The organism is Nesterenkonia sp. PF2B19 (genome assembly GCF_001758425.2).
GTDB lineage: Bacteria > Actinomycetota > Actinomycetes > Actinomycetales > Micrococcaceae > Nesterenkonia > Nesterenkonia aethiopica.
In genome coordinates this window covers 1-15,010 of sequence record NZ_MDSS02000077.1, presented here as the reverse complement: position 1 = coordinate 15,010, position 15,010 = coordinate 1, and the positions used below count along the sequence as shown (strand labels likewise).

At 67.1% G+C, this 15,010-nt stretch carries 10 protein-coding genes; all 10 read left to right on the top strand.

Features of this window, described 5'->3' with window-relative positions; translation table 11 throughout:
- Positions 1 to 487 precede the first annotated feature (487 nt).
- The 10 genes from BCY76_RS15860 to gyrA all read left to right on the top strand — a co-directional run bounded on the left by BCY76_RS15860 (position 488) and on the right by gyrA (position 14,846).
- On the top strand, positions 488 to 1,063 hold the full coding sequence (locus BCY76_RS15860; RefSeq protein WP_070162342.1) for a TetR/AcrR family transcriptional regulator: 576 nt from the start codon (positions 488 to 490) through the stop codon (positions 1,061 to 1,063).
- Positions 1,063 to 1,305 carry a hypothetical protein gene (locus BCY76_RS15855; protein WP_070162340.1) on the top strand — a complete coding sequence of 81 codons (243 nt, stop codon included), beginning with the start codon at positions 1,063 to 1,065 and terminating at the stop codon, positions 1,303 to 1,305. Before BCY76_RS15860 ends, BCY76_RS15855 begins: the two co-directional genes overlap by 1 nt.
- Positions 1,306 to 1,400: 95 nt before the next feature.
- On the top strand, positions 1,401 to 2,333 hold the full coding sequence (locus BCY76_RS15850) for an ABC transporter ATP-binding protein (protein WP_070162338.1): 933 nt from the start codon (positions 1,401 to 1,403) through the stop codon (positions 2,331 to 2,333).
- Positions 2,334 to 2,339: 6 nt separating this feature from the next.
- On the top strand, positions 2,340 to 4,001 hold the full coding sequence (locus tag BCY76_RS15845) for an ABC transporter permease (protein ID WP_070162336.1): 1,662 nt from the start codon (positions 2,340 to 2,342) through the stop codon (positions 3,999 to 4,001).
- 390 nt (positions 4,002 to 4,391) lie between these two features.
- Positions 4,392 to 5,999, top strand: coding sequence for a chromosomal replication initiator protein DnaA (dnaA, locus tag BCY76_RS15840; RefSeq protein WP_070162334.1), 1,608 nt, complete (start codon positions 4,392 to 4,394; stop codon positions 5,997 to 5,999).
- 737 nt (positions 6,000 to 6,736) lie between these two features.
- Positions 6,737 to 7,864 carry a DNA polymerase III subunit beta gene (gene dnaN / locus BCY76_RS15835; RefSeq protein ID WP_070162332.1) on the top strand — a complete coding sequence of 376 codons (1,128 nt, stop codon included), beginning with the start codon at positions 6,737 to 6,739 and terminating at the stop codon, positions 7,862 to 7,864.
- Positions 7,865 to 7,877: 13 nt separating this feature from the next.
- Positions 7,878 to 9,125 (top strand): DNA replication/repair protein RecF, encoded by a 1,248-nt coding sequence (gene recF, locus BCY76_RS15830; RefSeq protein ID WP_085437904.1) that lies wholly within the window; start codon positions 7,878 to 7,880, stop codon positions 9,123 to 9,125.
- Positions 9,122 to 9,721, top strand: a complete 600-nt coding sequence (locus tag BCY76_RS15825) for a DUF721 domain-containing protein (RefSeq protein WP_070162328.1) — start codon at positions 9,122 to 9,124, stop codon at positions 9,719 to 9,721. Before recF ends, BCY76_RS15825 begins: the two co-directional genes overlap by 4 nt.
- A 221-nt stretch (positions 9,722 to 9,942) precedes the next feature.
- Entirely contained in the window at positions 9,943 to 12,147 is a 2,205-nt protein-coding gene (gene gyrB, locus BCY76_RS15820; RefSeq protein ID WP_083277775.1) for a DNA topoisomerase (ATP-hydrolyzing) subunit B, read from the top strand.
- Positions 12,148 to 12,185: 38 nt separating this feature from the next.
- Positions 12,186 to 14,846 (top strand): DNA gyrase subunit A, encoded by a 2,661-nt coding sequence (gene gyrA, locus BCY76_RS15815; protein WP_070162324.1) that lies wholly within the window; start codon positions 12,186 to 12,188, stop codon positions 14,844 to 14,846.
- Positions 14,847 to 15,010 lie beyond the last annotated feature (164 nt).

The window sequence follows — 15,010 nt, the reverse complement described above, 5'->3', positions numbered from 1 at the left end:
CGACCCGCCGACTGCAGTGCGAGATCGAAGAAGCCAGGGCTGCAGCGATGCCAGAGGCCGAATGGATCAAGCTCGACCAGAAGCGCCGAGCCAGCTGAAGCTACGCGGGGATATCTACATGAGGCACGAGGGATCATTTCCCGGGGACTTGACAATGAGGCACCACGGTCGGGCCCTGCCGACAAGCGGACGGCCTCGCATCTGCGGAGGGCGCACCCTACACCACTTATCCACTGCTGTGCATAAACCTGTGCAGAACCTCGGCGTTCTCCACACGTCGTCCACAGTCGTGGAGAGGCCCCACCATACGGATCCAAGACCTTCGGCAGGGACGTCACAGCATTTTCTGGCGCCGGGCTCTTGTGCACTGAATGAACGTTAAGTTAGCGTCGTTCCAGCAGGGCTGAACGTACGTTCAGTCGATGATCCGCCCGGCGCACCGCGTTCGTTCCTCAGCATGCGTCGCCCCGCTCCCGAGGAGGTCCTCATGGTCACCCCGAGCACGGACTCAGAGCGCGACGGGCTCGACCCCCGGACCGCCGCCGCCAGTCACAACGTCACCGGCACCGGCAACACCTCCCCGCCCGCACAGGACACAGAAGCTGCGGAGTCTTCCGGCGCCGATCGCATCCTGGACGCGGCCATCGAGCTGTTCGGCGAGCATGGCTTCTCCGGGACCAGCCTGAAGGCGATCGCCCAGCGGGCCGACGTCTCCGCGCCCCTGGTCATCCACCACTTCGGTTCCAAGGCCGGTCTGCGCAAGGCGTGCGACGAACGGGTCGCGGAGCTCTTCTACCAGTTCAAGAGCGAATCGATCGCCCGGTCTCGGCCCGCCCTTCCGCGGAACTACGTGATGGAGGCCATCCAGGCCTCGGGCCCGATCATCCACTACCTGCTGCAGGCCTTCCTGGCCGGCGGCGACGAGATCGACGCCCTCATGGACCGTCTGGTGGAGGACTCACTGGAGTACACCGCGGAAGCCGAACGGATCGGCCTGATCCACCCCAGTGCGAATCCAAGGAACCGAGCCGTGGTGATGCTCCTGCAGTCTTTCGGCGCCTGATGTTGCACAAGCAGATGAAGCGCCTGCTGGGCGCCAGTCCGCTGGAGGACTCTCCCGAGGATCTGGCTCCCTACATGTCCGCGGTCCTGGAGCTCTACACCCGCCCGGTGCTCAACGCCGAGGTGTACGGGGAGCTCGCCCGGCAGCTCCGCGAGACCCAACCCGAGCCGACCGCCGACGACACCCCAGTCGACGACACCCCCGTCGACCACACTCCCTCCGACATCGACCACCAGCCCTGACCCGGCCGGCTCCCCACCACAGGACGCCGTCGTCGCCAGGTCCGGGAGTCACACTCCGCCCGCCACCCGCGGGCCCCACGAAAGGACCAGGCGTGATGAGTGAGAACCCTCCGGTCATCCGCACCGAGAAGCTCGTCAAGCGCTTCGGCGCCGTGCGCGCCCTCGACGAGCTCGATCTGACCATCGCCACCGGCGAGGTCCATGGCTTCCTCGGCCCCAACGGGGCCGGGAAGTCCACCACCATGCGCGTGCTGCTCGGTCTGCTGCGCGCCGACTCCGGCACCGTCGAGATGTTCGGGCGGGACCCGTGGCGCCACGCCGTCGCCCTTCACCGACGGCTGGCCTATGTGCCCGGCGACGTCGAGCTGTGGCCCAACCTGACCGGTGGTGAAGTGATCGACATGTTCCTCCGGCTGCGAGGTCCGTACTCCACCGCCCGCCGGGACGAGCTCATCGAGCGCTTCGCGTTGGACCCCCGGAAGAAGACCCGTACCTACTCGAAGGGCAACCGTCAGAAGGTCGCACTCATCTCCGCCCTGGCCTCCGATGTCGACCTGCTGCTGCTCGACGAGCCGACGGCCGGTCTCGACCCTCTGATGGAGGTCGTCTTCCAGCAGACCATCAAGGAGGCCACACAGAACGGTCGGTCCGTCCTGCTCTCCAGCCATATCCTGGCTCAGGTGGAGGCCCTCTCGGACCGAATCTCGATCATCCGCGCCGGCCAGGTGGTCGAATCCGGCACGCTCTCTGAGCTGCGACACATGACCCGCACCACCATCGAGGTGGAGACGGCCCGGCCCGCCGGGGAGATCGCCGGGATGTCAGGAGTCCATGACTTCCGCACCGAAGGGGAGCGGATCATCTTCGAGGTCGACGGCGAACGCGTCGAAGACCTCATGCACCAGCTCGCACCGCTCGGGGTCCGGTCGCTGGTGGCCCATCCGCCGACGCTCGAGCAGCTGCTGATGCGTCACTACGGCGAGGACCTCGGCCACCGCAGTGTGGCCGAGGGCGCGCAGAAGGGGTGACACGCCATGCCTGAGACCACGAGCGGCACCCTGCCGCACACCTCCGTCTCCCCAGCTCCGACCGATGTCGCACCGTTGGTCCGCACCGGGTCGCTGCTGCGCTTCATGCTGCGCCGGGATCGCATTCGGCTCAGCATCTGGGTGCTGGGCATCGGCCTGATGGCCCTGTACTTCTCCAACGCCATCCAGGTCATCGCCGACGGCGTCGAGGAGCTCGCGCAGATGGCGGTGCTCTTCAGCGACCCCGTCGGCCGCATGATGACCGGTCCCGCCTTCGGCATGGACGAGCCGTCCTTCGAGCGGTTCTACGCCGCCGGGTACGTGCTCTTCCTGTACATCCTCTTCGCCCTGATGAGCGTCTTCCTGCTGGTCCGCCACACCCGGACGGAGGAGCAGACGGGTCGGGCCGAACTGGTGCGGGCCAATGTGGTGGGTCGGCATGCGACGCTGACCGCCGCCCTGCTGCTCACCGGCGGGGCCAACGCCGCCGCGGCCGTCCTCGTCTGGGTGGCCTCCGGTCCAGTCGCCGGCTATGACGCGGCGGGAACTGCCCTGGTCGCCGCAGGGGGCTTCTCCGTGGGCCTCTTCTTCATGGGAGCCGCCGCGGTGGCCGCCCAGCTGAGCCAGTCCTCACGGGGAGCCTCAGCCATGGCCGGGGGACTCCTGGGCCTGGCCTATCTGATCCGCATGGGCGGTGACATGGTGGAGCAGGGCGGCAGCGCGCTGTCCTGGTTCTCCCCGCTGGCGTGGTCCCAGCAGACAGCCCCCTACGTGGAGGACCGCTGGTGGCCGCTGCTGCTGCCGCTGGTCGCGGCGGCCGGGATGGTCGCCCTGGGCTTCTGGCTCAGCACCCGGCGTGACGTGGGCGCCAGCCTGGTGCCCCCTCGGCTCGGACGGGCCACCGCCCGGCCGTCGTTGGGCACCCCGGTCGGCATGGCCCTGCGGGTTCTGCGCGGGATGCTCCGTGGCTGGGCCATCGCCCTGGTCCTGGCCGCCCTGATGTTCGGCAGCTATGCCGAATCGATGGTCGACGCCGCAGACGGGCTCCCTGAAGAGGTCGCGATGATCATGACGGGGGACGACCTCATGTTGGGCTACCTGGCCTACATGTCGCTGTTCCTGGCCATCTTCGTGGCCGCCGCAGGAGTGAGCGGCCTGCAGGTCCTGCGCAGCGAGGAGGTCCACGGCCGCGCCGAGTTCGCCCTCTCGCTGCCCATGAGCCGCACCACGTGGCTGGGGGCGCATCTGGCGGTCCTCCTCGGCGGGCTGATGGCCCTGACCCTGCTGGTGGGTCTGGGGACTGCTGTGGGGGCGGGCGCCTCGCTCGGCGACCTGGAGCACACAGGGAGCCTGCTGCTGGCCGGGCTGCATCAGTTCCCCGCGGTGCTGGCCGTGGTGGGCATCGTCGTCGCCCTGTTCGGCTGGGTGCCGCGGATCGCGGGCACCGTGGGCTGGGTGATCATCGCCTTCTCCGGCATCGCCACGAACTTCGGTCCGATGCTGGACCTGCCGGACGCGGTGCTGAACCTGAACGTGTTCGGTCACTTGGCTCAGCACCCGGTGGAGGACATCACCCTGGCCCCGGTCCTCTGGCTCAGCACCCTCGGCGTGGCCGGCCTGGTGCTCGGCCTGCTCGGGTGGCGTCGACGCGAGGTCAACCGAGTATGAGCCGCTGACCGTTCTCCACATTTCCACAGCCCATTCCACAGGACCGGGGGCTGCTCGTCCCCTGCGCGGAGGAGCGGCCCCCGGAGGCTGTGCGGGGACATGTCTCCCCGCATCATCCGTCACCCATCACGTGGCCCCACCGCCCGCATGATCACGGGGATCTCCCCACCCTTCCGACTGACGGCTCAGCGTCCAGGGCAGTAGACTCGACGCACCGCCGGGCCGGGTCCTGCACGGTCCGTGCCAGCGGCGGTGTGCACATCGACTGCACATTCTCTGCACACCACGGAGGCAGAAATCCACAGGTGCGCGCGATACAGTCGACAAGCACAGGGACGGCGGCCACGCCGCGGCCCACAGCATTCATCGTCGTCGCAGGAGGGGAGCAGCGTGTCTGCCGACTCGGAAGTCAACGTGCCGGTCAAATGGCAGCAGGTGCTCACGGAACTCCGCGAGAACCACGGCATCACCGGACTCAAGCTGACCGACGTCGGCCGGGCCGTCCCCCAGGGTGACCAGCTGATCGGGGACACCCTGCTGCTGGCCGTTCCGCACGAGCGGGTGCGCGAGCTCATGCAGTCCACGCTCCAGCAGCAGCTCTCCGAAGCGCTGCGTGCCGTGTTCGGCAGGGACATCCTGTGCGCCTACGTCATCGACCCCGGCCTGGCCGCACGTCAGAAGGCCGAGTCCTCCGAGGCGCCCTCCGGGGAGCGGCCGGGCCCCGGCGTCCCCCTCTCGGGACGCGGCGAGTCAGCAGTCTCGGCCGCCTCGGCCTCGTCCACGGCCGTCGACGACGTCTACCCCGCGCCCGGCGAGTCCTTCGCCGATCCGCGGACCCAGCTGCGGCAGGATCCTCCCGCTCCGACGCGAGGACATGCTCCCCAGATGCCCGTGCCGCCGTCGGGCCTGGCCGGCAACGGGACCATCCCGCCGACGCCGTCGGACCCGCGACCCAGCGAGAGCTTCGAGACTTCCCGGCTGAACCCGCGCTACACCTTCGACACCTTCGTGATCGGGTCCTCCAACCGCTTCGCCCACGCCGCGGCCAACGCGGTGGCCGAGGCGCCGGCGAAGGCCTACAACCCGCTGTTCATCTATGGCGACTCCGGTCTGGGCAAGACTCACCTGCTGCACGCGATCGGTCACTACGCCCAGCGGCTCTACAGCGGGATCCGAGTCCGATACGTGAACTCGGAGGAGTTCACCAATGACTTCATCAACTCGATCCGCGACGACGAAGGCGCCAGCTTCAAGCATCTCTACCGCAATGTGGACGTGCTGCTGCTCGACGACATCCAGTTCCTGGCGGACAAGGAACGGACGGTGGAGGAGTTCTTCCACACGTTCAACACGCTCTACAACAACAACAAGCAGGTCGTGATCACCTCGGATCTGCCGCCCAAGCAGCTCTCCGGGTTCGAGGAGCGGCTGCGCTCCCGTTTCGAGTGGGGGCTGATCACCGACATCCAGCCGCCCGATCTGGAGACCCGCATCGCGATCCTGCGGAAGAAGGCCACGGCCGAGAACTTCTCCTGCCCGGACGACGTCCTGGAGTACATCGCCTCGAAGATCTCCACGAACATCCGCGAGCTGGAGGGCGCACTGATCCGCGTGACCGCCTACGCCTCGCTGAACAAGCAGCCGGTTGACCTCCCCCTGGCGGAGCAGGTGATGCGGGATCTGATCTCGGACGACCATGTCCAGGAGATCACGGCGGAGCAGATCATCAACGCCACTGCCGAGTACTACAGCTTCACCGTGGACGACCTGATGTCGAAGTCGCGGAACCGGACCCTGGTCACGGCCCGACAGATCGCCATGTACCTGCTCCGTGAGCTCACGGAGATGTCCCTGCCCAAGATCGGCCAGGCGCTGGGCGGCCGCGACCACACCACCGTCATCTATGCGGAGCGGAAGATCCGCGAGCTGATGGCCGAGCGGAGGGCCGTGTTCAACCAGGTCACCGAGCTGACGAACAAGATCAAGCAGCAGCGCTGACGCTGCCGCCCTTCCCCGGACCCTCCAGGGCGCATGTCGCGCAGGTCTCCATCGACCTGCTGTCAAGTCCATGGTCCACTGCTGTGGAGAATGTCGTCGTGCACAGCTCACATGGATGTAGTTCCGCAGGATGAGCGCGATCCGCGGCTGCGGCGAATCTCGTCATCCACAGTTTTTCTCACATATCCACAGGTATCGGTGGAGTTTGTCCACTGCCGTTCCCACACCTGTGGATAACCCAGTGGAGAGAGCAGTGAAGAACTGACGCCACCCTGGGGATGAATCGCCCTGTCCTGCGGAGATCGCGAATCCGACCGCTGCGAGAATCCACCGCACGCCCACAGCACAAGCGGAGAGACTTCACTTAACTGTGCACACCGAGATCCCGGCGCATTCGCCGATCGAGGCAGTTATCCACAGAATCCACACCAGTTGTTAACACTGCTCCACTCCACCAGAGAGAAAAGAGAGAACATCACAGGGCGGGTCGGCCCACGGTGACGACGACAGCGCCGCCGGCGACACGCGGTGCACAAGATATGGGGCCGAAGCGGCCTTGACTCGGCACATATCGTGGTGGATGCGGTGGCATCAAGCCCGGGCCAGCAGGTAAGCTCGACACTCGACACAGCAGCCGTGATGCTTGACAACTGCTCCACAGACGCTCAATGCGTCGATCCAGCGGTCCGAGCTCCCGACGGCTGGTCCCGACCGGCAGCACCGAAAGGCGGAGATCAGTGAAGTTCACTGCGGAGCGCGACGTCCTCACCGAGGCGGTCTCCTGGACGGCTCGTTCCCTCTCCCCCAGGCCTCCGGCCCCTGTGCTCTCGGGTCTGCTGATCACAGCTGAGGACCAGACCGTGACGATCTCGAGCTTCGATCACGAGATCTCCGCTCAGCTGCACATCGAGGCCGAGGTCGAGCAGCAGGGCACCGTTCTGGTCTCCGGACGTCTGCTCAATGACATCGTCAAGGCTCTCCCGGACGCTCCGGTCACCGTGGAGCTCCAGGACTCGAAGGCTGTGGTGACCTGTCGGTCCTCCCGATTCACCCTCGCGACCATGCCTGTCGACGAGTACCCGGAGCTCCCTGGTCTCCCGGAGCTCTCCGGAACCGTCGACGGCGCGGCATTCGCCCGTGCCGTCTCCCAGGTCAGCACTGCGGCCTCGAAAGACGACACGCTGCCGATCCTCACCGGGGTCAAGGTCGAGTTCGAAGGTGACAGGATGACGTTCCTGGCCACGGACCGGTACCGGCTGGCCATGCGGGAGATCACCTGGGCCCCCACCCAGCCGGACATCTCCACCTCCGCGCTCATCAAGGGCAAGACCCTCAACGATGTCGCGAAGTCGCTGGCAGGCTCAGGCGAACTGTCGATCTCGTTGAGCCAGGACACCGACCTGGTCGGCTTCAGCTCGGGAGGCCGACGCTCCACGAGCGTCCTGGTGGACGGTGACTACCCGAAGATCCGCCAGCTGTTCCCCGAGGAGACTCCGATCCATGCCGTGGTCCGGACTGCGGAGCTGATCGAGGCGGCCCGGCGCGTGTCCCTGGTCGCCGAGCGGAACTCCCACGTGCGGCTGCAGTTCACCGAGGAGGGTCAGGTCGTCCTGGACGCTGGTGCCGACGACGCGGCAGCCGCCTCCGAGGTCATCTCTGCGGAGCTGACCGGGGAACCGATCACCGTGGGGTTCAACCCCAGCTACCTCAACGAGGGTCTCAACGTCATCGACACCGAGTACCTGCGCTTCTCCTTCGTCTCTGCGCCGAAACCTGCCATGATCACGGGTCAGGAGACTCCGGACGGCGAAAACTCCACCGACTTCCGCTATCTGTTGATGCCGGTCCGGCTGATCAACCAGTAGCCCACGAGCGCCGATGCGGCTCTCCACCCTGAACCTGAAGGACTACCGCAGCTACGCCGACGTCGAGCTGACGCTCCACCCGGGCCCGAACGTCCTGCTGGGGTACAACGGCGTGGGCAAGACGAACATCGCCGAGGCGATCGGGTATCTCTCCACCCTGGGCTCCCATCGCGTCTCCCAGGATGTCCCGCTGGTGCGCCACGGCTGCACACAGGCGGTCATCCGGGCGCAGGCGCATCGGGGCTCCCAGGAAGCAATGCTTGAGGTCGAGATCAATCCCGGCCGCAGCAACCGAGCGCGGATCAATCGCGGTGCGCCGGTCAGGGCCACCGAGGTCCTCGGCATCCTGCGCACGGTGCTCTTCGCCCCGGAGGATCTGGAGCTGATCAAGGGAGCCCCCGCAGTGCGTCGTCGGTTCTTCGATGACCTCGCGGTGCAGCTGCGTCCTGCGCTCGGCCGGGTGCGGCTGGACTATGAGAAAGTCCTGCGGCAGCGCAACGCGCTGCTGAAGTCGATCCGCCATGAAGGGTTCACCCCCACCCACGAGTCCACTCTCGCGGTGTGGGACCATCAGCTCGCTGACGCGGGATCTCGGCTGATGCGTGCCCGGTTGGAGGTCCTGGCGGCTCTGCGACCCCATGTGGCGGAGGCCTACCGCCAGCTCTCGGGCAGTGTGCGGACGGCACGGCTGCGCTATGAGTCGTCGCTGGTCGCACCGGAGGCGGGCTCCGAGATCTCGCCGCTCGAGACGGCTGACCGGGCGCAGCTCGCGGATCTGTTGCGCGACGGTCTCGAAGGTGCCCGCAAGGAGGAGCGGGACCGAGCGCAGACGCTGGTGGGACCGCACCGGGATGACATCGCCTTCACCCTGGACGACGTCCCCGTGAAGGGATTCGCCTCGCACGGAGAGACCTGGTCGTTCGCCTTGTCTCTGCGCCTGGCGGCCTACCGGACGATGGTCGACGACGACCCTGCCGACGGGGCACGCCCGCTGCTGATCCTCGACGACGTCTTCGCAGAGCTCGACGCTCGCCGACGTCGTCGCCTCGCAGAACTGGTGGGGGAGGCGGAGCAGCTCATCGTCACCGCCGCCGTCGACGACGACGTCCCCGAGAGCCTGCTCCAGCACGGCCTGCGGGTCGAGTCGGTGGACCAGATCAGCCAGGTCAGCGAACTGAACACCCCCGCTGTTCCGAGCGGTTCGGACGCCCCGGATGCCTCGGACACCCCGGAGCATCCTGACCGGGAGCTCGACGGATGAGCGGCTCAGAGGCCGATCCCGGCGACTCCCCCGAGCTGGAGCCCAGCCCGGACGGGGTCCCGGCCCATGAGATCGAGGACGCGGCATCCCTCATCCTGGCCCGCATGCGCCGGGCGGCTGAGGCGCGCGGTGAGCATCGGATGCGGGGCATGCCGCGAGGCAGCTCGTTGGCGGGCAATCCGCGGGCCCCAGGTGCTCAGATGTCCGGACGCAGTGCCGGAACAGGCCCCGGCGCCAGCCGCCGTGACCCGAGCCTGCTGGGGTCGGTGGTGGACGGACTCATCAGCACCCGGGGATGGTCCTCCCCGGTAGCCGTGGGCTCGGTCATCGCCCGATGGGACCAGCTGGTGGGGCCGCAGGTCGCTGCGCACTGCCGGCCGGAGAGGTTCGAGGACGGGGTGGTCGACGTCGCCTGCGACTCCACCGCCTGGGCCACGAACCTGAAGCTCATGCAGCCGCAGCTGATGGACATGTTCACCCGGGAGCTGGGCCGCGGAATCGTCACGGGTCTGCGCATCCGGGGCCCGCAGGCGCCGAGCTGGAAGAAGGGTCGCTGGTCGGTCCGTGGGCCCGGTCCGCGGGACACCTACGGGTGATCGGATGCTGCGAGCTCGCAGACGCGCTCCTGCCGCGTCGAGGGCCTAAGGGTGGAATGGGGCCTCATCGACGGCCCCGCCAGAGCGTCCCAGTGGGCCTCTGCGGCCTTCTGGGCAAAGATTCTGCGGTGTCCACCGCAGGGAAATCGGGATTTCGGGCCACGAAGCGGTAGAATGAGGGCCTGACCCGAGTACGAGAGGTTCTCGGGTCAGTCCATGTCATGACCCGGCCGCTCCGCGCGGTCGCACCCCTGGTGATAAAGGAGACGGCAGAGCCCGTGACCTCGGAAGACAACTCCCTCCCGTCCGACGCCGAGCAGCCAGAGCAGCCGGCCCCTGCACCGCCCGGCGGATCCGCAGGATCGCCGTCCAGCCCGGCCGAGTACGGGGCCTCGGACATCACCGTCCTGGAGGGCCTCGAGGCCGTACGGAAACGTCCCGGGATGTACATCGGCTCCACCGGTGAACGTGGCCTGCACCACCTGGTCTACGAGGTGGTGGACAACTCGGTGGACGAGGCCCTGGCCGGCTACTGCACCCACATCGAGGTCACGCTCCAGGACGACGGCGGAGTGCGCGTCACCGATGACGGCCGCGGCATCCCGGTGGACATGCACCCCACCGAGGGACGTCCCACGGTAGAGGTCGTCATGACGGTTCTGCATGCCGGAGGAAAGTTCGGCGGGGGCGGCTATGCGGTCTCCGGGGGGTTGCACGGCGTGGGCATCTCGGTGGTCAACGCGTTGTCGACCCGTGTGGACACCACCGTGCGGCGGCAGGGCCACGAGTGGTCGATCTCCTTCGCCGACGGCGGCAAACCGTCCAAGGAGCTCTCCCAGGGCGCCCCCACGGAGGAGACCGGCACCACGCAGGTCTTCTACCCGGACCCGGAGATCTTCGAAAGCACTGAGTTCGACTTCGAGACGCTGCGCGCGCGCTTCCAGCAGATGGCGTTCCTGAACAAGGGACTGCGCATCACGCTTTCCGACGAGCGTCATATCGCGGCGAATCAGGTCGTCGTCGATGAGATCGTCGAGGGGGAAGGCTCATCGTCCGAGGGTGCCGAGGCCACTCCGGCGGAGCCCGGGGAGGGCGCCGAGGCGGTGGCCGAGACCCAGGCGGGCCGCGTCGTCGTCTACCAGTACGACCATGGCCTGCTGGACTATGTGAACCACCTGAACTCGGCGAAGAAGGCGGAGAACGTCCACGAGGACGTCATCGCCTTCGAGGCCGACGACGACGCCCGCGGCATCACCGCGGAGCTGGCGATGCAGTGGACCATGACGTACTCGGAGTCGGTCCACACCTATGCGAACACGATCAACACCCACGAGGGGGGCACCCACGAAGAGGGCTTCCGCGCGGCGATGACGAGCTTGATCAACCGCTATGCGCGGGAGAAGCAGATCCTGCGCGAGAAGGATGACAACCTCACCGGCGAGGACATCCGCGAGGGTCTGACGGCGGTGATCTCCGTGAAGCTCTCGGAGCCGCAGTTCGAAGGGCAGACCAAGACCAAGCTCGGCAACACGGAGGCACGCGCGTTCGTCCACAAGGTGGTCAACGAGCACCTGGGGGACTGGCTGGAGCGGAATCCCGGCCCGGCCCGGGACATCGTGCGCAAGGCGCAGTCCGCGGCACAGGCGCGCATGGCCGCTCGTAAGGCCCGGGAGAACGCCCGCCGGAAGTCTCCGTTGGAGACCCTCGGCATGCCGGGCAAGCTGTCCGACTGCTCGTCGAAGGATCCCTCGCGCTGCGAGATCTACCTGGTGGAGGGCGACTCCGCGGGTGGGTCGGCCAAGCGGGGCCGGGACCCGGAGACGCAGGCGATCCTGCCGCTGCGCGGCAAGATCCTCAACGTGGAGCGGGCCCGCCTGGACAAGGCTCTGGGCAACCAGGAGATCCAGTCGATGATCACCGCCTTCGGCACCGGCATCGGCGAGGACTTCGACATCGCGAAGCTGCGGTACCACAAGATCGTGCTGATGGCCGACGCCGACGTCGACGGCCAGCACATCACCACCCTCATGCTGACCCTGCTGTTCCGCTACATGCGGCCTCTGATCGAGCACGGCCATGTGTTCCTGGCGCAGCCGCCGCTGTACCGGCTGAAGTGGTCCAATGCTCCGCATGACTATGTGTTCACCGACGCGGAGCGTGATCACGCCCTGCAGGAGGGCTTGGCCGCGGGGCGCAAGCTGCCCAAGGAGCTGGGCATCCAGCGGTACAAGGGTCTGGGCGAGATGGACTACGGGGAGCTGTGGGACACCACGATGGACCCGCAGAACCGCACGCTGCTGCAGGTGTCCATGGAGGACGCCGCCGCCGCTGACGAGATCTTCTCGATCCTCATGGGAGAGGACGTGGAGTCCCGCCGCGGCTTCATCCAGCAGAACGCCAAGGACGTCCGCTTCCTCGACATCTGATCGTCTGATCGTCACCTTCCCAAGGGAGAGCACCACACGTGAGCGACACCACCGAGAACCCTGAGCAGCCGCAGCCCGAGGAGGGCGTCGAGGGGGCCGTGCTGACCGACCGGATCCGCCCCGTGGATCTGCAGACGGAGATGAAGCGGTCGTACCTGGACTACGCGATGGCCGTGATCGTCGGCCGCGCGCTGCCGGACGTCCGCGACGGCCTGAAGCCGGTGCACCGTCGGGTCCTCTACGCGATGTACGACGGCGGCTACCGACCGGAGCGCTCCTTCAACAAGTGCGCCCGTGTGGTCGGCGACGTGATGGGCAACTACCACCCGCACGGCGACTCGGCCATCTACGACGCCCTGGCGCGCCTGATCCAGGACTGGGTGATGCGTTACCCGCTGGCCTCCGGTCAGGGGAACTTCGGCAACCCGGGCAATGACGGCCCCGCCGCTCCGCGATACACCGAGACCAAGATGGCCCAGCTGGCCATGGAGATGGTCCGGGACATCAACGAGAACACCGTCGACTTCCAGGACAACTACGACGGCAAGCAGCAGGAACCGGTGGTCCTGCCCTCGCGCTTCCCGAACCTGCTGGTCAACGGATCGTCTGGCATTGCCGTCGGCATGGCCACCAACATCCCTCCGCACAACCTGCGGGAGGTCGCCGACGGCGTCAAGTGGTACCTGCAGAACCCCCAGGCGTCCCGAGAGGAGCTGTTGGAGGCTCTCCTGCAGCGGATCAAGGGCCCGGACTTCCCCACCGGGGCACAGATCCTGGGCACGCGAGGCATCGAGGACACGTATCGGACCGGCCGCGGCTCGATTACGATGCGTGCGGTGGTCAACGTCGAGGAGATCCAAGGCCGGACGTGCCTGGTGGTCACCGAGCTGCCCTACCATGCCAACCCGGACAACCTCGCGATCAAGATCGCCCAGCTGGTCAAGGACGGCAAGGTCAGCGGCATCGCCGACCTGCGGGACGAGTCCTCCGGCCGCACCGGTCAGCGACTGGTGATCGTGCTCAAGCGTGACGCCGTCGCGAAGGTGGTGCTGAACAACCTCTACAAGCATACCCAGCTGCAGGAGAACTTCTCGGCGAACATGCTCGCCCTGGTGGACGGCGTGCCCCGCACCCTGAGCCTGGACGCCTTCGTGCACCACTGGGTGACCCACCAGATCGACGTCATCGTGCGCCGCACCCAGTTCCGTCTGGCCAAGGCCGAACGGGAGGCGCACATCAAGGTGGGTCTGCTCAAGGCGCTGGACGACCTGGACCGCGTCATCTCGACGATCCGCGAGTCCTCCACCGTCGAGGTGGCCCGCCAGAACCTGAAGGCTCTGCTGGACATCGATGATGAGCAGGCTCAGGCGATCCTGGACATGCAGCTGCGCAAGCTGGCCGCCCTGGAACGTCAGCGGCTCCAGGAGGAGTACGACGAACTGATGCGCCAGATCGCCGAGTTCCAGGCGATCCTGGCCTCGGAGGTGCGTCAGCGCGAGATCATCGGCGAAGAGCTGGACGGCATCGTCGAGAAGCACGGCGATGATCGACGCACCCACATCGTGCGTGGCTATGACGGCGACATGTCGATGGAGGACCTGATCCCGGAGGAGGACGTGGTCGTCTCCATCACGCGCGACGGTTACGTCAAGCGCACCCGCATCGACAATTACCGCGCACAGAACCGGGGCGGCAAGGGAGTGCGCGGTGCACAGCTCCGAGCAGACGACGTCGTCGAGCATTTCTTCGTCACCACCACGCACCACTGGATCCTGTTCTTCACGAATCTGGGGCGGGTCTATCGGACCAAGTGCTACGACCTCATGGAGGCCGGGCGGGATTCGAAGGGTCAGCATGTGGCCAACATCGTCGCCTTCCAGCCGGATGAGACGATCGCCGGGGTCCTGCCGCTGAAGTCCTACGAGGACGCGCCCTATCTGGTGCTCGCCACCCGCAACGGCCTGGTGAAGAAGACCCCGCTGACGGATTACGACTCTCCGCGGCAGGCGGGTGTCATCGCGATCAACCTGCGCGACGACGACGAACTGGTCTCTGCGAAGCTCGTCTCGGCCGAGGACGATCTCATGCTCGTCTCCCGGCGTGGCCAGTCGCTGCGCTTCACCGCCGCGGATGACGCGCTGCGCCCGATGGGCCGTGCCACCTCGGGTGTGACGGGCATGAAATTCCGGGAGGACGACGAGCTCCTCACCGCGGACGTCGTCACCGAGGACTCCTATGTCTTCGTCGTCACGGAGGCCGGCTACGCGAAGCGTTCACATGTGGACGAGTACCGGGTGCAGGGTCGCGGCGGTCTGGGGATCAAGGTCGGCAAGCTCGTAGAGGACCGTGGGGATCTCGTGGGAGCCATGGTCGTGGAGGACGACGATGAGGTCCTCGTGGTCATGGAGTCCGGGAACGTGGTCCGCTCCGCTGTGGAGGGTGTCCCGTCGAAGGGTCGGGACACCATGGGTGTGATCTTCGCCAAGCCCCGGGGCAAGGACCGGATCATCAAGGTGGCTCGCAGTTCGGGTGCCGCACTGGCGGCCACGGGCGAGGACCAGGCCGCCGAGGAGGAGGGTCCCAGCTCCGCTGAGTCTGGCACGACAGAGACGTCTGAAGCTGACGTCGAGGCGGTGCAGGCTTCCGCCCAGCAGGATGGAGTAGCGTTGGACTCTGACAGCGATGGAGGTCATCAGTGAGCGCGAACACCCCTGAGGGCCGGTCCGGCTCCTCCTCGGCAGGGCAGACCGGCCGCTTCCCGGCGCCGCGTCCCCGTGCCCAGAGCACCGCCGCCGAGGACAGCGGCACCATCACCGCCACCCGTACGGGCTCCGGCTCTGGCAGCGCGCCGGCGCGGCCCAAG